This window comes from Microbulbifer maximicatervae (SeqCode), assembly GCF_052466985.1.
This window is the reverse complement of sequence record NZ_CP174298.1, coordinates 4376099-4399056: the sequence shown is the minus strand read 5'-3', so window position 1 is coordinate 4399056 and position 22958 is coordinate 4376099. Positions and strand designations below refer to the sequence as shown.

General features: G+C 43.2%; 28 protein-coding genes. 25 read left to right on the top strand and 3 right to left on the bottom strand.

The window, feature by feature from the left end; translation table 11 throughout:
- Positions 1 to 172: 172 nt before the first annotated feature.
- The 21 genes from ACJJI3_RS19485 to ACJJI3_RS19385 all read left to right on the top strand — a co-directional run bounded on the left by ACJJI3_RS19485 (position 173) and on the right by ACJJI3_RS19385 (position 12960).
- Positions 173 to 1816 (top strand): alpha-glucosidase, encoded by a 1644-nt coding sequence (locus ACJJI3_RS19485; protein WP_444940647.1) that lies wholly within the window; start codon positions 173 to 175, stop codon positions 1814 to 1816.
- Positions 1817 to 2875: 1059 nt separating this feature from the next.
- Positions 2876 to 3259, top strand: a complete 384-nt coding sequence (locus tag ACJJI3_RS19480; protein WP_444940646.1) for a hypothetical protein — start codon at positions 2876 to 2878, stop codon at positions 3257 to 3259.
- Positions 3260 to 3404: 145 nt separating this feature from the next.
- Positions 3405 to 3731 carry a TonB family protein gene (locus tag ACJJI3_RS19475; RefSeq protein ID WP_444940645.1) on the top strand — a complete coding sequence of 109 codons (327 nt, stop codon included), beginning with the start codon at positions 3405 to 3407 and terminating at the stop codon, positions 3729 to 3731.
- 130 nt (positions 3732 to 3861) lie between these two features.
- Positions 3862 to 4308 (top strand): hypothetical protein, encoded by a 447-nt coding sequence (locus tag ACJJI3_RS19470; protein WP_444940644.1) that lies wholly within the window; start codon positions 3862 to 3864, stop codon positions 4306 to 4308.
- Between the two features lie 89 nt (positions 4309 to 4397).
- Positions 4398 to 4685: a hypothetical protein gene (locus ACJJI3_RS19465; protein WP_444940643.1), complete on the top strand. Its 288-nt coding sequence runs from the start codon at positions 4398 to 4400 to the stop codon at positions 4683 to 4685.
- Between the two features lie 95 nt (positions 4686 to 4780).
- Complete coding sequence (locus ACJJI3_RS19460) at positions 4781 to 5179, top strand: hypothetical protein (protein WP_444940642.1); 399 nt, start codon at positions 4781 to 4783, stop codon at positions 5177 to 5179.
- 105 nt (positions 5180 to 5284) lie between these two features.
- On the top strand, positions 5285 to 5755 hold the full coding sequence (locus tag ACJJI3_RS19455) for a hypothetical protein (RefSeq protein WP_444933903.1): 471 nt from the start codon (positions 5285 to 5287) through the stop codon (positions 5753 to 5755).
- A 504-nt stretch (positions 5756 to 6259) separates the two neighbouring features.
- On the top strand, positions 6260 to 6727 hold the full coding sequence (locus ACJJI3_RS19450) for a hypothetical protein (RefSeq protein ID WP_444940641.1): 468 nt from the start codon (positions 6260 to 6262) through the stop codon (positions 6725 to 6727).
- Between the two features lie 74 nt (positions 6728 to 6801).
- Entirely contained in the window at positions 6802 to 7188 is a 387-nt protein-coding gene (locus tag ACJJI3_RS19445) for a hypothetical protein (protein WP_444940640.1), read from the top strand.
- 29 nt (positions 7189 to 7217) lie between these two features.
- Positions 7218 to 7523, top strand: coding sequence for a hypothetical protein (locus tag ACJJI3_RS19440; protein ID WP_444940639.1), 306 nt, complete (start codon positions 7218 to 7220; stop codon positions 7521 to 7523).
- 69 nt (positions 7524 to 7592) lie between these two features.
- Positions 7593 to 7955, top strand: coding sequence for a hypothetical protein (locus ACJJI3_RS19435; protein WP_444940638.1), 363 nt, complete (start codon positions 7593 to 7595; stop codon positions 7953 to 7955).
- A gap of 87 nt (positions 7956 to 8042) precedes the next feature.
- The gene (locus ACJJI3_RS19430; protein ID WP_444940637.1) at positions 8043 to 8372 is read left to right on the top strand and encodes a hypothetical protein; all 330 of its coding nucleotides are present in this window, start codon (positions 8043 to 8045) and stop codon (positions 8370 to 8372) included.
- Positions 8373 to 8475: 103 nt separating this feature from the next.
- Positions 8476 to 8799, top strand: a complete 324-nt coding sequence (locus ACJJI3_RS19425; RefSeq protein ID WP_444940636.1) for a hypothetical protein — start codon at positions 8476 to 8478, stop codon at positions 8797 to 8799.
- A gap of 97 nt (positions 8800 to 8896) precedes the next feature.
- Positions 8897 to 9181 (top strand): hypothetical protein, encoded by a 285-nt coding sequence (locus ACJJI3_RS19420; protein ID WP_444940635.1) that lies wholly within the window; start codon positions 8897 to 8899, stop codon positions 9179 to 9181.
- Positions 9182 to 9241: 60 nt separating this feature from the next.
- A complete protein-coding gene (locus ACJJI3_RS19415; protein WP_444940634.1) occupies positions 9242 to 9721 on the top strand; it encodes a hypothetical protein in 480 nt (159 codons plus the stop codon).
- Between the two features lie 79 nt (positions 9722 to 9800).
- Positions 9801 to 10160: a hypothetical protein gene (locus tag ACJJI3_RS19410; protein WP_444940633.1), complete on the top strand. Its 360-nt coding sequence runs from the start codon at positions 9801 to 9803 to the stop codon at positions 10158 to 10160.
- A 90-nt stretch (positions 10161 to 10250) separates the two neighbouring features.
- Positions 10251 to 10652: a hypothetical protein gene (locus ACJJI3_RS19405; RefSeq protein ID WP_444940632.1), complete on the top strand. Its 402-nt coding sequence runs from the start codon at positions 10251 to 10253 to the stop codon at positions 10650 to 10652.
- Positions 10653 to 11197: 545 nt separating this feature from the next.
- Positions 11198 to 11698: a hypothetical protein gene (locus ACJJI3_RS19400; protein ID WP_444940631.1), complete on the top strand. Its 501-nt coding sequence runs from the start codon at positions 11198 to 11200 to the stop codon at positions 11696 to 11698.
- 75 nt (positions 11699 to 11773) lie between these two features.
- On the top strand, positions 11774 to 12058 hold the full coding sequence (locus ACJJI3_RS19395) for a hypothetical protein (protein ID WP_444940630.1): 285 nt from the start codon (positions 11774 to 11776) through the stop codon (positions 12056 to 12058).
- A gap of 81 nt (positions 12059 to 12139) precedes the next feature.
- Positions 12140 to 12358, top strand: a complete 219-nt coding sequence (locus ACJJI3_RS19390; RefSeq protein ID WP_444940629.1) for a hypothetical protein — start codon at positions 12140 to 12142, stop codon at positions 12356 to 12358.
- 125 nt (positions 12359 to 12483) lie between these two features.
- Positions 12484 to 12960, top strand: coding sequence for a hypothetical protein (locus ACJJI3_RS19385; RefSeq protein WP_444940628.1), 477 nt, complete (start codon positions 12484 to 12486; stop codon positions 12958 to 12960).
- 251 nt (positions 12961 to 13211) lie between these two features.
- On the opposite strand, the gene ACJJI3_RS19380 is transcribed toward ACJJI3_RS19385, so the two are convergent.
- Positions 13212 to 13334: a hypothetical protein gene (locus tag ACJJI3_RS19380; protein ID WP_444940627.1), complete on the bottom strand. Its 123-nt coding sequence runs from the start codon at positions 13332 to 13334 to the stop codon at positions 13212 to 13214.
- Positions 13335 to 13600: 266 nt separating this feature from the next.
- Here ACJJI3_RS19380 and ACJJI3_RS19375 point away from each other — a divergent pair, with 266 nt between their 5' ends.
- The 3 genes from ACJJI3_RS19375 (at position 13601) to ACJJI3_RS19365 (ending at position 18968) form a co-directional block, all read left to right on the top strand.
- Complete coding sequence (locus tag ACJJI3_RS19375) at positions 13601 to 14248, top strand: outer membrane beta-barrel protein (protein ID WP_444911614.1); 648 nt, start codon at positions 13601 to 13603, stop codon at positions 14246 to 14248.
- Between the two features lie 1324 nt (positions 14249 to 15572).
- Entirely contained in the window at positions 15573 to 18098 is a 2526-nt protein-coding gene (locus ACJJI3_RS19370; RefSeq protein ID WP_444940626.1) for a plasma-membrane proton-efflux P-type ATPase, read from the top strand.
- Between the two features lie 39 nt (positions 18099 to 18137).
- Entirely contained in the window at positions 18138 to 18968 is an 831-nt protein-coding gene (locus ACJJI3_RS19365) for a polyphosphate kinase 2 family protein (RefSeq protein WP_444911616.1), read from the top strand.
- Between the two features lie 806 nt (positions 18969 to 19774).
- Here ACJJI3_RS19365 and ACJJI3_RS19360 read toward each other — a convergent pair.
- Positions 19775 to 20089 (bottom strand): cupin domain-containing protein, encoded by a 315-nt coding sequence (locus tag ACJJI3_RS19360; RefSeq protein WP_444940625.1) that lies wholly within the window; start codon positions 20087 to 20089, stop codon positions 19775 to 19777.
- Positions 20090 to 20394: 305 nt separating this feature from the next.
- On the opposite strand from ACJJI3_RS19360, the gene ACJJI3_RS19355 reads away from it, so the two are divergent.
- Positions 20395 to 21453 carry a hypothetical protein gene (locus tag ACJJI3_RS19355; protein ID WP_444940624.1) on the top strand — a complete coding sequence of 353 codons (1059 nt, stop codon included), beginning with the start codon at positions 20395 to 20397 and terminating at the stop codon, positions 21451 to 21453.
- Positions 21454 to 21533: 80 nt separating this feature from the next.
- Here ACJJI3_RS19355 and ACJJI3_RS19350 read toward each other — a convergent pair whose 3' ends face one another.
- On the bottom strand, positions 21534 to 22955 hold the full coding sequence (locus ACJJI3_RS19350) for an aryl-sulfate sulfotransferase (RefSeq protein WP_444940623.1): 1422 nt from the start codon (positions 22953 to 22955) through the stop codon (positions 21534 to 21536).
- Between the last annotated feature and the right edge of the window lie 3 nt (positions 22956 to 22958).

Here is a 22958-nt window from a genome sequence, read left to right as displayed (position 1 = left end):
GCTCCTCATCCCCCGCCCGCCAATACCAAACCACCCCAGGCCGGTCACCCTTTACCCCCCTCTCCCCCCTCGCCGGGGAGGAGGAAGCCCGCCAATGACTGCTCCATACTCACCCTATCCTTTAAAGGTGGACTATCTCCCCCTTTCAAATAATGAAACAAGGCAGTAATCCATGAGCGGCTACAGCTATGAGTGGTGGCGCAATAGCGTTATTTATCAGATTTACCCACGCAGCTTCTGCGACGCCAACGGAGATGGCATCGGTGATATTCCCGGAATTACGCAAAAACTGGATTATGTAAAATCCCTCGGCGTAGACGCCATCTGGATCTCACCCTTTTTTAAATCGCCGATGGTGGATTTTGGCTATGACGTTGCCGACTACCGCGATGTAGACCCTATTTTTGGCAACCTGGAAGATTTCGACCGGATGATCGAAGCGGCCCACGAGCGCGGCCTGAAAGTGATTATCGACCAAATCCTCAGCCACACCTCAGACCAGCACCCCTGGTTCCAGGAGAGCCGCGCCAACCGCGACAACCCCAAAGCGGACTGGTATGTCTGGGTTGACCCCCAAGAAGATGGCACCCCTCCCAACAATTGGGTCTCCGTATTCGGAGGAGGCTCCTGGCGCTGGTGTACCCGCCGCCGCCAGTACTATTTGGCCAACTTCCTCAAAGAACAGCCGGACCTGAATGTGCACAACCCGGAAGTCCAGGAGCAGCTGCTCGCCGATATGAAGTTCTGGCTCGATCGGGGTGTAGATGGTTTCCGACTGGATGCGGTCAACTTTATTTTCCATCAGCAGGCCCTGGGCAATAACCCGGCGCGCCCGCTCAAGCTCGATGAGAAAGGCCTGCCACCAGTCAATCACTACGATTACCAGTGGCACCAGAATGATAAATCCCAGCCAGAAAACCTAGTGTTTCTCCAGCGGGTACGACAGTTAATGGATCAATATCCCGGCACTGTGACCGTGGGTGAAGTGGGCGACGACAATACCCACAAGATCATGGCTGAGTACACCACGGAAAAACGCCTGCACATGGCCTATTCCTTCGATCTATTGACCGAGGATTGCAGTGCGGGCTTCCTGCGCGAAACCCTGGAAAAAAACCGCGACGTAATCGACAAGGGCTGGCCCTGCTGGTCGATCAGCAATCACGATGTACCCCGCTCAATAACCCGCTGGAACAAAGGCTTTAGCGATGACCAAGCCGATGCCAGGGCCCCATTATTCCTGTTGATGCAATTGGCACTACGCGGCAGTGTCTGCCTCTACCAAGGGGAAGAACTGGGCCTGCCGGAAGCGGAAATTGCCTATGAAGATCTGGTAGACCCCTACGGCATTAATCTGTGGCCGGAATTCAAAGGCCGCGATGGCTGCCGCACACCGATGCCCTGGACCAATACCAGCGACGACAACGCGGGCTTTTCCACAGCAAAACCTTGGCTACCCGTCTCTGGGGAACACCAGCAACGGGCGGTAGAGGTTCAGCAGGACGCCCAACGCTCCATGCTCAACCGCTTCCGCGCACTGATCGAATGGCACCGGGAGCTACCCCAATCGTTGGCTACAGCAGAGCAGGAAGTGATCGACACCGGCAATGATTTGTTTGCTTTTGTAAGGCGCAGCGACAGCGAAGAAATGCTGGTTGTTCTCAACCTGGGGCAAAACAGTGGCACCCTGGAATTACCTGCAGCATTCTCCGGTGCACACAATATTACCCCTGCACTGTTTGCTGGCAATGCGGAAGGCAATAGCTTAGAGCTAGCTGCCGCAGATGCCTGTGTGCTACTGCGTAAAAAAGCCTGATTGATTAGCAAGATTTAAAAGATGCCCAGCTCATGTTCGAACCTGGGCATCGAGTAAGAATTACAGTCTCTCTGCAACGTCTCTTCCTTTCGACGTCTGCTTTCCCGCCGGCACAATGCCGGCTTTTTTCTGTTTAACTCCAGCACTTCATCATCTATTGCCTGCAATATAAAAAAACCAGATAAAGATATCCGGTGTGGCTCCCCTCTCAAGGTAAGTCTTCGCTATTGGAAATAACCAAATGCAAGGCAAAAATCATCAACTAATGAAAAATACCAACCCATCGAGTTAAGAATCCTTCAATATCAATTTAAAGCACAGCCATTGGAGAGTCATGTCATACGATTCTTCAATCAAAAAATTGAAAAAAGCTATAAAATAATTTTGTATCTATAATTATTTAGAATCTCTGAGATCAAGGCCGGCGTTCTGCTAGTCCCAGGCTCATCTAGATGTTAAAAATATGCTCTTAAAAACCTATCAAGATACTCAACAGTAGAGAGCATCGACTAACTAGTTTAACCCCACCTTGAAGTACGTAGTGAGATCTCCCCCCGCAATCTCAAAACCAACTATCAGTCTGGCTCCTGTCCTTAACAACGCACATGAAGTGTTTAGCCCAGTGAGTATAAGTTTCTCCCCCCTTCCTAAAACAACCGTACTTAATTTCAAATATGTTACCGGGAGACTCCTGTGAAGCATTCAGTCTTACTTGGTACTCAACCGTGAATATCTTCCATAACATTGCTCTTCGAACAGTCTTATATACAGCATTTCATATCTTGTTCTACTTTCAATATCAGAATTCAAGAGAAGCTTCTCCTATTTCTGGAGAGAGCGAGCTAAGTCATTGACTTTAAAGGGGATGACACTATTGTCACGAGCAAGAAAAGCAGGTAGATATATAGCCGCTGTTACATATCTACCTGGTGAGGATTGCGCCAAAGCCTCTAACCTACTGATATTATTATATTTTTTTGTTAATCTTGGATGACTGCAGCAGAAATATATAGAAGGGTGATATAAAGACGCTTCTTTTGAATTAACTGTTAACTGAATATGTGGAAAGACAGTATTCCTAAAAGCCTGTTTCAAGCGCTCAATGATCCAAGAATGGTTGGAGATTACAAGCTCTCACCACAAGAAGAGTGGTTTCAGCCTTATGAGATTGAAGAGGTTGATATAGCTGAAGTCTTCGGCGCATTCGATGGGCGCTCTACTACAAGTGAAGGAATCTTGAGCGGCGCTATTCGCATCTGTAATACAGGCTGCGAGGGGTATCATATTTACGTATTTAGCGGGCCTGAAGCTGGAAGTATATGGTCAGATCAACGCTATCCCTTTGGTCGTCTCTCGAAAATTTGCTCGTCTTTAGATGTTAACTTGGCCAATTTGAGGGAGTTCGGAGCGGGGCACATAGCGCAATACGAGGACCTCAGTTAACAAGGCCGGGCAATTTGCTCCGGGCCTGGGGCCCTCCGCGGGACAGCTTACCTTGTGCACCTTTTGCGCAGGTCGCTACGCTCCCATTTTCGCGCAAAACGCGCACAAGGTAAGCTGCCCCTGCCGGCGGCGTTATGCATCAGTAATGAAAAAATTCGTACTTACACTTAGTTTGGTCTTTTCTTCAGCGATCTCAGTTGCCCAAGAGGCAGTTGAGGAGATAGAGCCAATCTACCCAATGCCTCCAGTTTGTAGAGAGCTATCAGGATCAGTAAAGCTAGCTTTCCAAATTGATGAAGCTGGAGAAGCTAAAAACATAAAGGTCGTCAAGGCAGAAACGGAAATATTCAATAGAGCCGCCATCAAGACGCTAAGTAAGTACCGGTTCAAAAAAGGGACCTACGTTGTAGGTGACACGTACAACAAAGTCCTAGATTTTAAGCCCAAACATAAGTGCCAGCGCAATGCATAACAAGCAGCGGCAGAGCGACAGCCAACGCTACACACCTTTTGTGTTACTCGCTGGCGCTCAAACATTAACACAAAATGCGCTCCGCGCTGGCTGCGCCTGCGCTGGGCGTTATATTTCTAAAGGGTAATACGTGCTTTCTCAAACAAGGATAGTTTTAATCTGCATTTCAACATTTATCTTGGCGTTGCTAGCGCAAGTGTTGTTTTCTGAGTTCGGTAAGCAAATCATAGATGCAGTAATGTCTATGTTCGTATCGCTTGAGTCTTGCAAAGCAACTGAAGGCACAGGTTGCTTGGTGGCGTTGCAAAAGTACGAAACAGCTCATTCAATTGGTTATTATTCGTTTATTGTCATTGCCTACACCTTCAGCTCTTTTCTTTCTTTCAAAATCCTAGGCCGCGCTAAAGTTGTATCGTTAACTTCAGCTACGTTGCTAGCTGTTGGTGTATATTCTGTTCCATTTATAGCGGCTTACTTCGCTAGCATGGTTGGTATTATCGCGGCGTTGTTTTATGTTGCGTCAATGTCAGCTGGTTTTGTATTGGCAGCATATGGGGCAAAAACAAATGAAATATAACCAGGCCAGCCAGCATCGCTCCCTGCGGTCGCTGGACCTCATTTCACTCGGCCGCTGCTGGCGGCATTAGGCGGCCGAGTTACCCACAAATGAAAGACATAGAATATTTAGATTTCATGTGTATTGATCTCAATAAAGAATTGGAAGATGAGATCATGTGCAAGTATAGCTTTTGCTCAAACGCTAAAGTCAGCGACGGAACTATTAAAAAAGTAAAAGGAATGCTATCAATAGATAAATCTTCAGGAGAAGTTGAGCTAATTGATAAAATGCCAGGAGATGATGAAAATATGGTTTTCTTTAGGGCTAGGGCAAAAATAAGAAAGCATTGGAATAACGGCGAATATCCCAGTGTAACAATGTTTGCGGCAGGCTAGGCAAAAAATGCCTAACAAGTTGCCGCACAATCGCCCTTCGGGCTGGACCTCCCTTTCGGTCGGCCTGTGGGCAAGGCGTTAGCTGTGAAGGAACCATGAAGACAAGCTACGGAATAATTACAGTCTTACTTTTGTTGCCTATTTCTGCCTTTGGTTGGGAAGATTCGCCTTGTGAAGGCGATGTTCAATTCCAGAAAATGACAATGATAAAAATTATTGAGGCAACAAAAAAATATTTTAAGAGCACGGGAAATTTTCCGGATTCTCAATATAATTTAGAGGCATACCTAGAGCCTTTTCCGGAAAATCTTCAGCATGACTTTGTTATGTTTGAGCCAATTGAGCATAAAATAATGCTGTACTGTGGGAGTTCAGCCGAAGCATCGGATAACAAGACTAAAAATATTACTTGTAATGGTAGCTTGTACTCGGATCAGGTCGTTTGTACCATAAATACCTTTATAAAAATACGGACCGAGTGGGAGCCAAGCTAACAAGTACAAGCAGGTTGCTACGGGCCGTCGGCCCTTCGCGGGACGGCTTACGCTACGCTCCAGCCGCCCCTGTTGTAGTCGTTAAATGTCTTTAGAGAAAACGTTATGCGTCTGATACCACTTTTAATATTGTTTCTCGCACAAACAGCGTTCTCTGCTTCTTGGAAGAGTGAGTTCTTTGAGATTTCTTTGCCTTCAAACTATCACATTGAAGAAACAGGCTCTTCAATAGATTTCGCAGCCTTTGTCCCTAATAAAAAAACTGGCCATCCGTATGAGATGATCGTTATTCACATGGCTAGCACTGATAATCTTGAGGCAGTAATCCAAGAAAGTAATGAAATATTATCAGAGTACGGTGAAAGCTTAGGTGAGGCAAAGTGTGATAATAAGTGTACTCTTCTAGTTGCTGAGGCTGCTCGAGAATCGGGTGAAAGTAGGTTAAATTATTACCATAATGTGTTTCATATAAATAATAAGGTATATGTCATAACTTATTTTACTAACAAGCCTTTGTCACAAGGCCGTAGTTTTATTCAAAAAATTATAAGGCAAGTAAGTGCAAGCAGCATTTAACAAGTACAAGCAGGTTGCTGCGGGCCTTTAGCCCTTCGCGGGACAACCTACGCTACGCTCCGGCCGCCCCTGTTGTAGTCGTTATACCTCGGTTCAGAAAGATGAGATTTATCAAGTGAAGAAAAGAATTATACTTGTTGTAGCTTCAGTTCTATTTAGTCAGTGTGTTTTCGCTGACAAACCGCCCAAGATTAAAGAAAGGTCTAATGGGATGTACACTCAACAGATACATCAAGACTTTATTTACTTAGTTGATACAAAAGCGGAACTTTGTTTCGCTGGGTTGTGGCCTAGAGGCGGGTTAACGGAATTCGACTGTAAAAGCCTAGTTAAAAGGGATGAATGGAAAAAGATTATTGTATGGGTTGATCAAAAATAAATTAGCGATATACAGTATAACAAGTGGGTGATGTTCGTTCCAGCCACTGCGTGGCTTCCACCGGGCGGCCCGCGCTTTGCGCGGTCCGCCGCATACCCAGGCGTTAGAAGCCTAGGAGGAATCAGTTGCAGCTCAAGGATTACATCACACTCACAATATCCCTTATTGCCTTGGCTGTATCTTTATACAATTTTTATGTACAGCAACTCAGAAGGAAAGAGCGTTTAATTGGTTCCATGATTTCTATAGGAATTAATGATGGAGAAAGGGATAGAAAAATGGAGTACTCCGTTAGTAATGTAGGAGATGTGCAGATCGTAGTAAAAGAAGCAGAGTTCTCAACTAATGGAAGTGTTGTAAATGCTGAAGTGGTTGGACTTCCTGTTGTCTTGAAACCTGGAGAAATTGCATTGTTCGATATTTTATATAACAGCTCTGAGGTGGAAAGTAACTCTACAGAAGTGGTGGAGATTGGTGTGTTTTCGGCCTTAGGAAAAGGTTATCGGCTACCTCACACTCATAAAGAGGAAGGCAAAGAAGCCGAAGGCCGTTGGAATGTTTTCAAATTACAGCCCGAGCATGAAGGCTTCTAACAAGTCAATCAACTTCGCGCCTTCGGCGCCAGACGCAGTAAACTGCGCCGGTTATTGAGGCGTTAAGTGCGTGTATGAAAAAAAGTACCATCATACTAACAGTAATAACTCTCTTATTGTTCTGGACTGTAGAGCATAAACCAGGTGGAAGCTTAGAATATTATTTACTGTTAAAACCTTACCCTACATTAAATTTATTCTTGGGGGGCGTAAAAGATGGCCACTATGCACGCAGGCTTACAAGCGGAGAATTCCCGGATTGGCTTGTTAATGAGCAATACATCAATCTTACGTGGGGTGGTTGGGAAGATGATACAAAGGTTTGGGAATATCTAAGAAATGGAGCTTTAATAGTTGTGTTTTTGGGATGGCCTATTTTACTTATCATTTGGTTGGTTTTAGCAATCAAAACGCACTTAACAAGGCGCTCAAGCAAGGACGCCGTAACCGGCGCCGCTTAGCTTGGCGTTAAATGCCATAAGGAATAAGGGTGTTTACCAAGAAATTCCTAGCTGAGAACTATGATTGTGCTGAGTACTTATCAAAGTACGAAGGTGGCTATTATCATGATGAGTCTTTCTTGCAGTTGGTACTTCCGATATCTGATATAACTATAAACATTGAATATCAGCACTTAGTTATCGGCCATGCTGGCGGTGATGGTATTGAGTTTTGTTTCCGCATTTATGAAGTTGGGATTTGGGCTTTCTATCCGGCTGAGGGTAGATTTCAAAAAGTAGCAGCCAATATCAGCCAGCTAGTAGATGGATGGTCCAATGGCACCATCAACGTTTAGACATTTAACAAGCGCAAGCAGTAAAGCTACGGCCCTTCGGGCCTCCGCGGGACGCCCAACGCTATGCATATGAATGAGCAAATACCAAGAAAGAAAACGTGGATATTCTATTTGGTTCAATTCCTGACTTTTGGACCAATGCTTGGTTTAGTGCTCTTTATTCTTTATATAATCCGAGAACAAGCTATTCCAATGATACTCGTCGCTGTTTCAGGTGTTGGCTTAGGGAACGCAGTTCAGTGTTTGATATTACGAGGTTTGTCTGGGGTAAACGAATTTAAAGCGCATTTTTGGGGCTATTTAGTCGGTGGTTTGGCTTCGTTAGTAATAACGCTTTATTTTTATAGTTTGGGTACTTTGCCATATATTTCTATTATTGCTTCACTTGCAATCGTTTACGCTTTATTTGTTAGGTTTACATCCAATGTTTAAGCATAACAAGGCAATCAAAGGTCGCCCACAAAAAGCCGTGGGCTGGACTCGCTTCGCTCGCCCTTTATTGCAGCGTTATGTGACCACATGAATTACTACATACTCTCAAAAGATTTTTACATAGGTCAATCGAGACTGGAGCATGCTGATTTAGGTGTGGGCATGGTTCAAGGACGTTTTATACAATGTCCTGGCTATCAAAAAGTGAAAAGTGTTTTTAAGCTATTCGCCAGCGAGCAATATGATGAGTATTATCAAAAGAGAGATGATCTGGAGTTGATGCTTCAAGATGAGTTAGGTAATAAAATTTCTACTGACTTTATTCATATTGAAGATTATTCTCCAGAATTTGAAGATATTAGTGTAGAGGTCAAGTTAGTACACGCCCAGTCATGGGCAGGTATTGAAAACACATAACGAGGCCAAGCAGGCTCACCCAGCTGATAGCTGAGTTGGAAGGCCTACGCGCTGCTTCGGCCGCCGCTGTTGGCAACGTTATATTTTTTAAGGGAATACATAATTGAAAAGAAAAAACTGCCCTGTGTGCGACAAAGATATTGGTGTTCTGGCAATAGTGAAAGCCGCACTTCCAAGCCGTATAAAGTGCCCCCACTGTAAAACCCGAGCTGTGTATAAACCATTTCCTTGGGTGTTATCGGTTTTGTCCTTGGTGCTGTATTTGGCGCTCTTGATTATTACAATTGCTGTTTACAGCCATTACTTTTCATTCAACGAAAATACTCATTTAGCAATCTATATTCTATTGGCAATTTTAGTATGGCAGCCATTTGAGCTTGTAATAGCAAATAGACTTAGAAATAAACACAATTTATGGGTAAGATAAAATATAACCAACTGCTCAAACATCGTTCCGGCCAAAAAACGGTCTCCACTGGCCTCGCTATCGCTCGCCGTTTAGCAGGGCGTTAGGTTTCCTTGAGATGCCAAAACCAGATACGAACATAATCCGAAGATTACTGAATGAAGGCAGAGAGCAAGATCTTCTCGATTTTATGGAGTGGGATTTGGTCTACAACCGGGAGGATTTGCTTGAAAATCTTCCCGGTAAGAACGGTGATCGAGAAAGAGACATGGATGAGCTTTATACGACTGGGCTTGCCGTTGATCATATTCGCTGTGTTGTTAACTATGGCCACGAAAAATCTCAAGTACTAGATGGAAATATGGTTTACACGCTAAACCAGAAGCATTTGAAAAATGGCTAGAAATGGGATGTCTTCGTCTCATACAACAAGAGCTATACGCATATCTAGAGGATAATCCACTTGATTAATCCAAAACCTAACGAGTACAAGCAGGTTGCTGCGTTCCGGCCCATTATTGAGGCGTTATATTTTATGATGAGAATACCGTTACTATTCAGCTTCTTACTTTACTCATCGCTTGCTCTATCATGTGGGGATGATGACTTATTGTCCTACTTGGAGTTCGAGCCTTCGAAACTCTCCGGTGAGGAGAGTCTGCTTCATGTTAAGCTGTCAGTGCCTTTAGTTTGGAAGCATATGAACCTTGCTGGGGCGACATTTGTAAGCCCGAGCGCGAAAATCGCGCTCAAGAATGCAGGGGAAGATACTGGCTTTCGCTCATACAAGCTGAGTGGGTCAAAAGATTTTTTAGAGAAATCAAAGTTTGTAGTGTTTTATGAGCCGCATATTCGCGTTGAAAGAAATAAAGACGGAAATGGCCATAGGGTATCTATGGGGCCTCTTTGTGAGATTTCATTCGATGTTCTACTACAAATATAACAATCACAGGCACATGACCGTTTTTTTGCTGTTCCTAAAAAAACGGCATGTGCTGTAAGCCTTATGAGTCTCTCAAAGTATGAATATTTTTAGAGTAATTTTTATAGCTTTATTAGTGGCGTCTTGTTCAAGTCCCGAGAATTACCAAGAGGGTTTTGACTGGATTTTACACGCAAATCCAGAGAGCGAGGCTATCTCTGCGGCTGATAATGGTGATTTACGGCTGATTGGCCTTACAGGCATGCTTCTTAACGAAGTTCCTCTCATTGATAAGAATTGCGAATATGGCAGCAATGTCAAGTATTTAAAGATTGACGACGTAATAGATAGCTTCGCAGAAAGGAAGTACCAAGTAATTGCGCCAGTATATGCGGAAACATATAACTATCATCTCATCACCTATCTTAGGAAAAAGGGTATTGATATATGCAGCCCATAACAAGGTACTCAAACACCGTTCAGACCGAAAAACGACCTCCACTGGACGCGCGAAAGGTGCGCGCCGTTTAGCACGGCTTATGCTCTATAAGTGATGGATAAAATTTCAATTAATGGCGATTGGCCAGAAATAGAAAACAAAGAACTTGAGAAGCTGATCGCTCAAGAATTTTGGTGTGAGAATAAAAGAGAAGATCAAGCCAACATCCTTTATATAAAAGTTTCAGGTGATTGGTTCAGAGTTTATTTCGATTATGAAATTTTATTTTGGCGCTCAGGCAACAATGGCCTAGAAGACCCTAAAGCCAGTAGAGAAACAGATTTTGGCTACCCGTTAATAGATTGGGGCAAAAAGTTAGGTATTGAAGGTACAGTTATAAAATCAGTTTCAGCAAACCGCATAACTGGTGGTGCGCAAATAGAGTTTAAGTTCTCAAATAACAAAGTTTTTAAAGTCCAAAGCATAGATGACTATACTACAATCAATATATAACCAGTTGCCGCACAGTCGCCCTCCGGGCTGGACCGCCCTAATGGTCAGCCTGTAGGCAAGACGTTTTATTTTTGAGTGCATCCGATGAACTTAGGAAGGTGGGATTCAGCAATTTTAAAGAGCGTATTTTTACCCGCGCTCCTTGTTCTCATCTATACATTGTATGAAATTGGACTTCCTCAAGATCTATATAGTTGGGCGGGCTTTGGGTTGTTCTCATTAATTTTTCTGGGGGTTTACTTACTATTCTCAATCGTTGGCTGGCTATTGTTTGGCTTTCCTGTTCATTGGTTAATTTGCAGGTACAGCAATGGAAGTTATTTTCTATATTTCGGCGCGGCAGTGGTTTTTACTGTCTTTATATATATTTTTTCAGGTGTAGCAGAGACGGCAATAATTTATGGTTCTTTTGCGTTAATTCAAGCAATACTGTTCAAGTATTATGCATATAAACAAGTACAAACATAACTAAGCCCGCCAGAGGCGGCCAAAAAACCGCCGCTTCGCTCTGGTTTTTTGGCCCCAGCTGGTAACGTTAGCTCTCTATGAAGATTCGAGTATTTACATTTCTGATACCGGTGATCTTGTCTTCTTGTACGTCACAAGAGAATAAAGAAGATGTATTGCAGTCCGCATACGGGGATGACCTTGATTACTTTGGCGGCATCACCTTCCTAACAGGGCCTTGGTATGCACCTGGATCTGAGTACGGTTACCACATAAATGATGGTGTGCTCTATATTGCTTATACTCCGGAAGTTGGTCTCGACAAGCGCATTATCAAAGTTTCAGACTGCCCTCAAATAGAAATTGGCATCAAAGAAATTAAACGTGCCATATTTGAAACAACAGAGATATTTGTTGGCATTAAAAAGACGGCTGAGTCAGAGATCACTATAATGGATGGCCCTAGCTACCGATTGGAGTATCACTCCGATAGCATAGGTGGTTCAATCATCCTTGAGGGTGGAGCAAATAACAGTTACGTCACCCCTTGGATTAACGCGGCACTAAAAATTGGAGATATAGCCGATGCTTGCGAATGAGCTAACAATCCATGCAAGCGGGACACAGAGCTACGCTCTCCCTCCTTCACTTAGCGTTATGTGTAAAGAGACTTTATGGCACTTTTCATATTGAGCATTCTTTCGGTGACAGTATTTTTCCCATTAGTATTACCTTGGGGTGAAAAACTACTGATTTATTGTACTGCCGTATGGTTTTTGTTGTGGCTTATCTTTTTCTTGCAAACTGAGCGTGAAAGTAACCCAATTTATGATGTAGGTATAGTTGGCGATAGTGCTGCTTTAGCTATTTCAATTTTGGTCTTTGCTATCGTAGTATTCGCACGAGGCTTTATTCATGTTGTCATGAATGAAGTTAAAGCTAATCGTAATCAAGTATGACAAGCGCAGGCATGATCGCAAATACTACATATTTGCTGGACCTCCGCCATTTTGGGAATGTTATGTGTCTAGGGTCTTTCGATGCAGATTAAATCAGTACATCCAGTAGTAAAAGCTTTCCTGATGTATTTTTTAAGTGTTATGGCGATTGCGATGTTCTTTGCCCTATTTGGTGATTGGATAAGGGAAAAAACCAACTACTCGCTCATTTTGAAGGGATACATTGTTGGCCCCCTCGTTTGGCCGGTAGCTTACTTGGGGATGGTTTATGGTAAATCGAGAACTTTAGACAATAGTTAGTGATGACAACTCGAAATCTTACCAAGGTTATAAGCTGAGAGAGATAGGCACATCGACGGCTTTTCCATTTCGGCCTCGCCTTGATTTTAAAGCCTCGCATACTGCGGGCGTTATGAGGCATAAGAGTGCATACCTACGAACTTGAAAAGAACATTTGGTCTGAGAAAGACTTCTCCATAATGGGATGGCACGATTCCAAAATATGGGGTTTCCTGGCTGATACGGAGAATTTCGAGTTCATGATAGATCTCGATTACATTTTTCAATGGATTCATCCAAGGGAAGGGGAAACGTATTTTAAGTTCTGGGTTGCTCCCGTTACGATGGTATTTGAAAATGCTTACGATATTTTACTTGACATTGAATCCAGGCAAGGTGAGCTAGAAGTCGCCGATCTGCATATGGTGAATGAGAGAAAAACAAAGAATGGTCGCTTCGATGAGCATGATTTTCGTTTTGACTACCAGGAAGGGAAATTTAAAATAAGCGCCACTGGTTTCAAAATGTACGTTCGTACAGCACCAATTTTACAGAGTAGGAAAGCTTTGAATTACAAATTACGCGGAGGTATAGATTTTAGCCGAGAGTACAGAAGCTCATAATAAGTGACTATGGTCGCTCATCAAGCTTTTAAGCCATACTTTCATTCCAATAGGTGTTGTTTTTTACCATCATATTCAGGGTCGTAATCTGCTTTCTCATGCAGAAAATCAGAGCCACCTTTTTAGGTTTGCCAGAGTCGACTAATCGCTTATACATCGGCTTTAGTATGGGGTCATATTGTATGGCGAAGAGTTTGTAGTTGTTTAATGGTATCCTTAATACCATTTTTATCACTGGTAAAACTAAAGAATTAATCAGTAGGTCTCACATAAATATCCAGTTGTTTGCTACCGGTATCGATACTGACATTGATCTCTTGAGGTTCCATAAGATAAGCTATCTCCGCCTTGCTATCCGGGCTAGAGGCCCACATGACTATTCAAGTTATGCCTAGTGAGTGTCTGTCACGTTCCTACTCGTTTTATAAACCGGCGCAGCAACGAACTGTGACAAACAAGGCCTTCGGTGGCCGCAGAAGGTGGATCTCAATTTACCCGTTAGCGAAAAGGATTTTCAACATCAGAATCGATTAAGAACAACCATACAAGTCGCAGCAATCGCTCTCTTTGATCTCAAAGACAGTCAAAACGCTACGCTATTTGACTGTCTTTGTGCGAAGCGTTACTTACGGAGAAACTCTTGAAAAAAACAACCTTTTTTTTATTCGCTCTATTTGCCACAAGTAATACCATCGCTCAGGAAGACAATTACTACTTAAGAATATCTTATGGCAGCGTTGACACAGATATTGAAGCCCAAGAAGTTATAGATAGTTATGATTATTCACTGTCAGATTCAGAAGGCTGGAGCTTTTCAGCCGGTTACCGGATCAATAGGTTTCTCGCTTTAGAAGGTGGATTTAGCGATTTAGGAAAATCTAGTGGAATGTACCACTACTCAAGTACAGATACTAACTTTAGCATTACAGAAAACCTCAGCTCAGAGATTAAGTTAAAGACACTAGGCTTATCTATTTCTACTGATACGAAAAAAGCATTATATACAGGGCTTCGATTTGGATATCAGCGCTGGGATGTTAAATATAAATTCAAAGGGGAGTATTTGGAGTACCTTGCGGCCCCAACTGTTATTGGTGCTCCAGGTACTGGGGGACCTGTTGAGTACTCAGAATCAAGCAAATGGCGTAACGATGGTTACGATTGGTACTATGGGATATCAGCAGGTTGGAATTATCAGAATTGGGCAATAAGCCTGGAACACACAATCTATAAGATGGATAACGAAACCCCTTCTTTCGCTGCATTAGCCCTTAGCTATAATTTCTGAATCATCGGTTTGCAGATTCAAAAGCGGCCTCATGGAGGGCCGCGCTGTTATTAAAATAGTATCAGACCCTTGATACATCTCTATCTAGATCAATTCTCACGGATAGACCAAGTGGTATGATAACAACTCTAGAAAAATTAGGCGCTACATGACAATCTAAGTGTTCACCGCCATCGCTATGAGTCCTCACTTAACAGCAATGGCTCAAGCAGCAGAGATTGGTGCGTGGTATCATTGGTTTAATGTTTCTCTTAAGAGGTAGGTATTTAGCAAATTAATGCTATTCATCTCAGCACTAGGGTTTCATCGGGCCGTCACTACTTCGCAGATCAGGTCATAAAAAATATTATTAATCATGAAAATCGGTAAATTCAAAGACTTTCATTCCCAACTTATATTCTCTATAGGGGTCGGATTTATTTACCCAGCGATTCTTTCATTACTTCTTGGACTCTCTTCCTACATCGACTTATTTAATTCGTTAATAATCGATGGAAAGTTGTATGATCCACGTGTTCCCAGGCACCTAGAGATCTTAATGAATCATCAATTCCCTATGGGTTTAAATTTCTCAGAATGGAGCAAGATTCTTGACTTAACTACCTTTTTAAGTTGCGTTTTAATTGCTTCATTGTTGACATATACACTTAACTGCAAAATGAATATGAGGAACTGGTGTCTATCTCTTATTTATTCGCTCGCTATTGTCTTCGTAGTAACTTTTTATTATCTACCTATCGTGACGGTTTGGATTCTTGCGCTAAATCAAATATCTACCATGATAGCTATACTTGTTGTCCCATTTCTGGTTTCAGTCATATCTCGATGGATCTTTTTAACAAACGCAGGTACGCAGGACTAAATTTCCGTTGCGCTTCAATTTAGTCCATACCGCGGGCGTTATACCCAAGACCTATCCACGTTTAGTAGGTACCCTATATAGTTATAAAATCCACTATAAGCTAACGAGAACTAAGGAATATCCGGAAAGCACCCTCATGTAGTCTATACCTTAGGCCAGTTGGCCAAGGGCTACAGTACGGATTGCTATTCGAAACCCCGTAGAAAAACCGCGACGTTATCAAGATAGGCTGCCCCTGCGGCTTAATCAGTTGTCACGGATATATCCCTTTCAATAGCCCGCAGGAATAATGGTTTTTCACGCCAGCTTAATGCCGGCTATTTTATCTTTAACTCTACACCTTCAAATTTCTCTTACCACCGTCACCAATGTCCACATAGCGAATGGCGCAAACTGCTAGATTGAGTTATCTAGTGCTGGAACAGACTCCACAGGTAAACCTTTGTCATTGGGAAACCCAAAGTGCAAGGTCAAGAATCATCGCCAAATAATCAAAACAACAGCGATCAGCAATCGCTGGATTTGCAGAACGCTGATATTGATGCAGTTTACACTGAACTAAACACATCACCCGCCGGCCTCACCAAAAATGAAGCCAGCACCCGCCTGCAAAAATATGGTCCCAATGCCATTCAGGAGAAGGAGCAAAGCGCACTCGCTAAGTTTTTGCGATTTTTCTGGGGCCCCATTCCCTGGATGATTGAAGCGGCCGCATTGCTCTCTGCATTAATTGGCCACTGGCCCGATTTCGCCATCATTATGGCCCTGCTGTTGTACAACGCGATTGCCGGGTTTTGGCAGGAACACAAAGCTGCCAATGCGCTGGCAGCACTGAAGGCCAGCATGGCCCCCAAAGCCAATGTATTAAGAGATGGGGAGTATCAATCTATCGATGCGGCGATGGTGGTCCCAGGCGATATAGTGCGAATCAAGCTAGGGCAAGTCGTGCCTGCTGATGTGCGCTTTACCGAAGGGAAATCCATCAGTATTGATCAGGCTGCCCTTACCGGGGAATCTCTACCCGTCAGTAAGAGCATCGGTGATATTGGCTATTCCAGCAGTATCGCCAAACGCGGGGAGATGACCGCTGTGGTCATTGGTACCGGGCACAATACATTCTTTGGGCGCACCGCCCAACTTGTTGCCGGCGCAGGGCAAAGTGCCTCACATTCGCAGAAAGCCGTCACCCATATCGGTGACTTCCTCATCGTGCTGTGTTTGGTGCTGGCCGTTATTCTGGTGGGCACAGAGTTATACCGCGATATCGTGGTCGCCGAAACATGGCACTGGTCAGATATCATCAATATTCTTCGCACTGTACTGGTGTTGCTGATCGCATCGATTCCCGTTGCCATGCCTTCGGTCATCACTGTGACCAATGCTCTCGGTGCCCTGGCGCTATCCCGTAAAAAAGCGATCGTCTCGCGGCTGGAGTCCATCGAAGAGTTGGCTGGTGTTGATATCCTCTGCTCAGATAAAACTGGCACCCTCACTAAGAACCAATTGTGCCTCGAAGAACCTACCTTATTCAGCGCGGAAAACAACGACCAGTTAATTCTTGCCGCCGCTATCGCATCTGAAGCAGGCGCCAGTGATCCAATTGATCAAGCAATTTTTGCCGGCCTGAGAAATAAGGAAGAACTGAAGAAATATAAGGTTGAGGAATTCACTCCCTTTGATCCGGTGAGCAAACGCACTGAAGTCAAGGTACAGAATCAGGATGGGCAAAGCCTATATTTCAGCAAAGGGGCCCCCCAGGCTATTGTCGACTTATGTAACTTGAGTGGTGCGAAGGCCGACAAAGCCACTGCTTGTGTGCAACAACAGGCCTCCAGGGGGCTACGCTCCCTGGGCGTTGCGCAGAAGGCAAGCGGCTCACCGTGGCAATTCCTGGGTATTCTGTCTCTTGAAGACCCACCTCGGGATGACTCCAAAGACACTATTCAGCGCGCACGGGAACACGGGCTTCAAGTAAAAATGATTACGGGCGACGATGTGGCTATCGGCAAGGAAATCGCCACCCAAGTCGGTATTGGAACAAATATTTTCGCTGCCAGTAGTGTGTTTAAAAAGTCCCAGGATATGGACCACCTGCCATCTACTATCGTCGACACCGTTGAACGTGCAGATGGGTTTGGGCGGGTTTTTCCCGAACATAAATATGCCATTGTGAAAGCATTGCAAGGCAGAGGTCACCAAGTTGCCATGACTGGCGATGGTGTGAACGATGCGCCGGCCCTTAAGCAAGCTGACTGCGGTATCGCCGTTAGCGGAGCAACCGACGCCGCACGCGCGGCTGCAGCCATTATCCTGACCTCTCCCGGACTATCTACCATCGTCGATGCCATCGATGAAGCCCGAAAAATATTTGAACGCATTATTAACTACGTACTTTTCCGGGTATCCATGACCCTGGATATTATGGTGGTGGTTGTCTTTGCTACCATAATGTTCGGCTTCTCGCCCCTAACCCCGGTTATGATCGTACTAGTGGCTCTTCTTGATGACATCCCCATTATGACCATTGCCTACGATAATACTCTGCTTCCCAAGGAACCTGTGCATTGGCAAATGCGAGACCTATTACTGGGCTCCAGCATTATCGGCCTTTTTTCTATTGCTCAAACAATGGGTATTCTCTTTATTGGAATGGAATGGCTCAATAACACCAACTGGCAATCCTGGATCGCATTAAATAGAGAGCAAATTCAAACTATCGTATTTTTACAGATCGTAGCGGGTGGACATCTACTGTTATTCGTTGTGCGCTCTCGTACAGCTTTCTTTTCCAAACCACTACCCGCTTTCCCTCTGTTTATCGCAATTGTTGGCACCCAAGCATTTACCGTACTGATGTGTGGATTCGGCTGGCTGGTGCCGGCAATACCCTGGACTATAATCGGTCTGGTATGGCTATACATGATTATCTGGATGTTTTTCCTAGACTTGGTCAAGAAACTTCTTTATCGAAGATTAAGTGATATCTGAGTCATCTACAAAAGCCTAAAAAAGGTAGGCAGTCGAACTATGAATTGTTTCGAAGATTTCAGGGTAAAGCCTGACAGCAAGATAAAGCTCTCCGATATAGATCCGGGTTTCAAACATTGTTACGAAAGTCGTGAAGAGGCACTCCCAGATACCCAGCGTATAGATGAGCAGATACGTTCATTCACTTACAAGCTTTACGCTGAGCGTAAAACATCTCTACTTATCTGCTTGCAGGGAATAGATGCCTCGGGGAAAGATGGCACCATCAAGCACGTATTAGGCGCAACAAATCCACAAATGTGTAGAGCGATTTCCTTTAAGGAACCTTCAAAAGAAGAGAGCGAGCATGATTTCTTATGGCGATATCACAAAGTAACCCCTGCCCGAGGGCATATATCAATCTTCAACCGCTCTCAGTATGAGGGCGTACTGATTGAACGAGTGCATAGCCTGGTCCCAATGGACATTTGGAGTGAACGCTATGATCAAATTAATAACTTTGAGAAATTACTCTCTGAAAGTAACACAATAATACTGAAATTTTTCCTATATATCAGTCAGGATGAGCAGTTGGAGAGATTCAAGCAACGTATTGATGATCCCGCCAAACAGTGGAAAATCAGCGAAAGTGATTATACTGAGGCAAAATATTGGGATGAGTATATATGTGCTTTTGAAGATATGCTAAATCAATGCAGCACCGAATACGCGCCCTGGTTTGTTATCCCCTCAAACCACAAATGGTTCCGGGACTTGGCCGTAGCCTCGATTATTTCTGAAGCATTAAAAAAATTAAATCCCCAGTTCCCTGCCCCCACTGTCAACCTGGAAGAGATAAAAACCAAATATCATCAACTTAAGAATTCTTAACAAATTAAAAGCTAAAAAATTAGGGTTCTATTATTCCTTAAACATTTAATAAATAAGTTATCTTTTAATCATAGATTTCTATCAGAAGAATTAAAGTGAATGCGCTGGGCAGCTCGCCGTCATTCTCAATAAATTATACAAAGTCACTCTGCCTCAATACGAAATCAGCTGCAGTATCATTTTCCTCTGGCCACTGATCCCAAATAAGCATTCAATTGTTATCAGTAGCAAATAACTGCATATCGTTCACCCAAATTCATAATCAGGGATAATGAAATTATCTTCTATCGCAGAATCTATCCACCCATAACTATTGAAGCTTTTCGTCCTAGTACTAAATATACTGCAACATAGTTTTCTATAAAAAATTCACCCCAAGGCCTAGCCCATAAAAAAGACCTCTCGAATAGACATACATAGGGTATAACCGCTAGATAATCCAGCCGTTGGTCTGATTATAGATAACCAAAAATAAAAATTTTATAAAATCTATGCAGATATCACTGCTTGACGTAAGGCTAAAATAAAAAACCAGGTAGCATACACTACCTGGCAGAGAAGGATTTGACTTGGTATCAAACGATCAGACCAAATTAAAGCCGTTCAATTTAACCAAAGCGCCGAAAATTTTAACAGACCTCTACGGTATATGGAGATATGCACAGGCTGACCTGCTAGTCAGCGGTCTCTCTACTTTTAATAATAACGATATTAACTCGTCAGTGGACTTTAGATCCGATTTACATTAATAGATAAAGAACTCTCGATAAGAGCTCATAAGATTTATATCTTAAAAGATAACTGCTTCACTGAAAGAAAACTGCTAACCATATAGTGGCCTCATCTGCAGCTGTCTCCACCACCCGGTGCCTTTGATTTGCCCTAATCAACAAGTTATCCCCCTTCCCCAGGTGGTGCCTCTCACCATTTTCCATTTCTATAACACCATAACCGGAAAGTACTAACACCCACTCATGCTCATCTTGATCATACCACCCTGTTTCCGGCGAGGACTGCCCGTAAGATATAACCCGCTCAATCCTGCAGCTTTTCCCCTCTAGTAAATTCTCAAAATGCTCCTTAGAGTGATCACCTGGTAGTTGAGTGAAAAAATTACCCATAGTCTCCCCTAACATTAAATCGGCATGAAAAAACAATTTACAAAAATACAACTATACTAAAATCAATAGACTCTACAAATGGGATTAATATAGAAAAACATACGCCAACCGAAATCAAAATGAGCCCGAGACCAGAAAATAGAATATCTTTTACTAAACCTTCAATATTGGCTCGTTGACGCCCCCAAAAACACAACACTCACATAAAATATAAGATATAAAATAGATCATTCAAAATAGATATGAGCACCTATTAAAAAGCAGCAGATACCAGATCACGATCTATAAAACACAAAGAACACATAATGACTATATATTTACATTCAGGGCTACATAAAACAGGCACCACAGCAATACAATGCTACGCCTATAAATATAGAAAGCTATTAAGAAGTAAAGGTATTTTATATCCCATTATTTATCGAAATTTAATTAGCATAGATAAGGGTCACCATCTTTTTGCACACTCATTTTCCGATCACCCTGAGAGCCCGCCTATATCCAAAGGAAAGTTGCTAGCATATGATTGGAAGTCAAAATCGCAGAAAAATAACCTTGATCTATTAATTAGTGCAGAGCCTATTTGTCGACATACTTACAAAACAAAAGATTGCTCCTGGATTGAGGCTCGGCACCATTATTTAGAACAACTCTCCAATACAATACCCCCAGAGCAAACCAAAATCATCTTAACTTTGCGCAGACAAGATAATTTTGCCCAGTCTCTCTACAAAGAACATATTATGAAAGGAGTATCTCCACTAGCGAAACTGTCATTTAAGGAGTTCCTATCAAAGATAGAAGGGAGAAACCTGAACTTTTATAAAAATATAGCAGCATTCAAAAAATTCTTCCCCAATATACAAATACTCATTTACGAGCAGCTATGTAATGGCGACCTACCAGTTAATTTTTTCCGCTCGCTAGGGGTTTCCGGCTTACCAAACTCTAACAAGATCATAAGGGAGAGTCTCTCCAATGAAGAGGCCGTTTTAAAGCAAACATTGAACCAGCAAATACACTCAAAAGCTGAAAATATAAAACTATTAAAATGGATAAAATCTGGCAGTACGCAAAACATAATCAAGCGAACACTACCAAGGTCATCACACCTATGGAACTCTGATGAAGATAGAGCTAATTTTTTAGATCGATATTCACAGGAAAACAAAAAAATAAACGATGAATTCCTCAGTGGAGGTAAAGAGCTTTTTCCGTCAAACCATACACCTCCCCAAAAAAAGGCTAACATTATCACACTACAGCCATATTTAATTAAAACACTTCAAGCCCTATCTAGTGATATTAAACAGTTACTGGGGGAATACCGCTTTAGAAACATAATCAATGCTATAGAGCACTGATTGCCAAATCTGGTTAGAAGTCCTTTAATAAGAATCGCCAGCAACAAAGTATGTTACTGGCGCCTAACTATTTAGAGGATCTAAAGTGATAAATCACTTACCACTGATATATCATTCCAAGTAAAACGCTCAGCACGATATACACTCGTATCATTGACTATCATCTCCCAAACCGTCTCTGCAGTCTGATCGCCGGCGACTTCAACAATATATGCATCTCTATTGTTGCCGGTACTAGCAATGGATGGGCCGCCCGCGCAAAGTAGAATATTCCCAGCGGGAAGTTCATCTACATCCCCTAAAGAATTGGTGTACTTTGGTGCAACGTACTCCCAAGTTTGCACTGCCACCATTTCCTCTGTGTTTAAAGAGAATTTCACTGCGCGGCTATTATAGACCTCACCACTGTATTCGGACTCATTCCTATTATCGTAAATCAGAATGTCTCCGCCTGACGCAAGCATAGCTGCATGCTGAGAAGCCATCCAGGTGCCATCTTGCAATGAAAATAATTTCTCAAGAAATCCCTCGGAAGCATCCAAATCCCTACCCATAATCCAGTTTACTTCGCCACTATCATGATCAATATTGACCACCCAGCTTTGAGAGCGACTTGACAGTAAAATCGAATTATCGGCAGAAATATAGTGTAACGAGTTAGAGTGAGTCCAATCCAGCGCACCATTGCTCGCTTCTCGACTGGCTAACTCACCGGGGAAACGCTGAGTATCGAGATGATCGAATGCAGACCATTCCCATACAGTATTGCCCTGCCCATCCACTTCAAGAATCGCATCTCCTTTTATCAATTGACCATCAATTGTTTCATAGGCGTTTGTTAATACCAGTAGATTTCCATTTTCAAGAAGAATTGCATCGTGGTGATAGGCTGGCAGCTCAAATGATTGCAGCATTTCACCAGCAAAGGAGATAATCCTTGCTTCCTGATCCAACAGCAACATTAAATTGCCATCCTGTAAATTTCGCACTACCGGAGCTCCGGTGAGAGGAATGTCTCCGTGGAGGTACCAAACAACCTCACCCTCTTCATCGAATCCCCAAAAGGTATTATCCCTGTCACCTGAAGGTGCAAAAATAGTTACACCTCCTTCGCTTTGCTCTGTAAATGTAGTTACCTCAACTGGGGGAGCGCCTTCAGGTAACGAACCAGTCTTGAAAGAAATAGTCGAGCTCTGCACAACGTCTCCACTTTCCAGCATTGCCAGTGCAGTAAAACGGTAAGTGGTATCGGCCCTTAAACCTACTAGGGTCATATCATGCTCTGTGCCCCAGTCGGTATAATTTGTTCGCCGACGGTCGGTTACCGCCGAATTGATTCTGATCGCCACTCGCGACTCACTGCTAGTCGATACTTGCGCATTAACCATTAAACTATTTAGTGGATGCATCGAAAGGGTTAATTCTACTTCGTCATCCAAAGCAAGCAGAGCTTCATTCGCTTGCTCTACCTCAACACTCACGCCCGGATTGCTGTAAAGCATTAC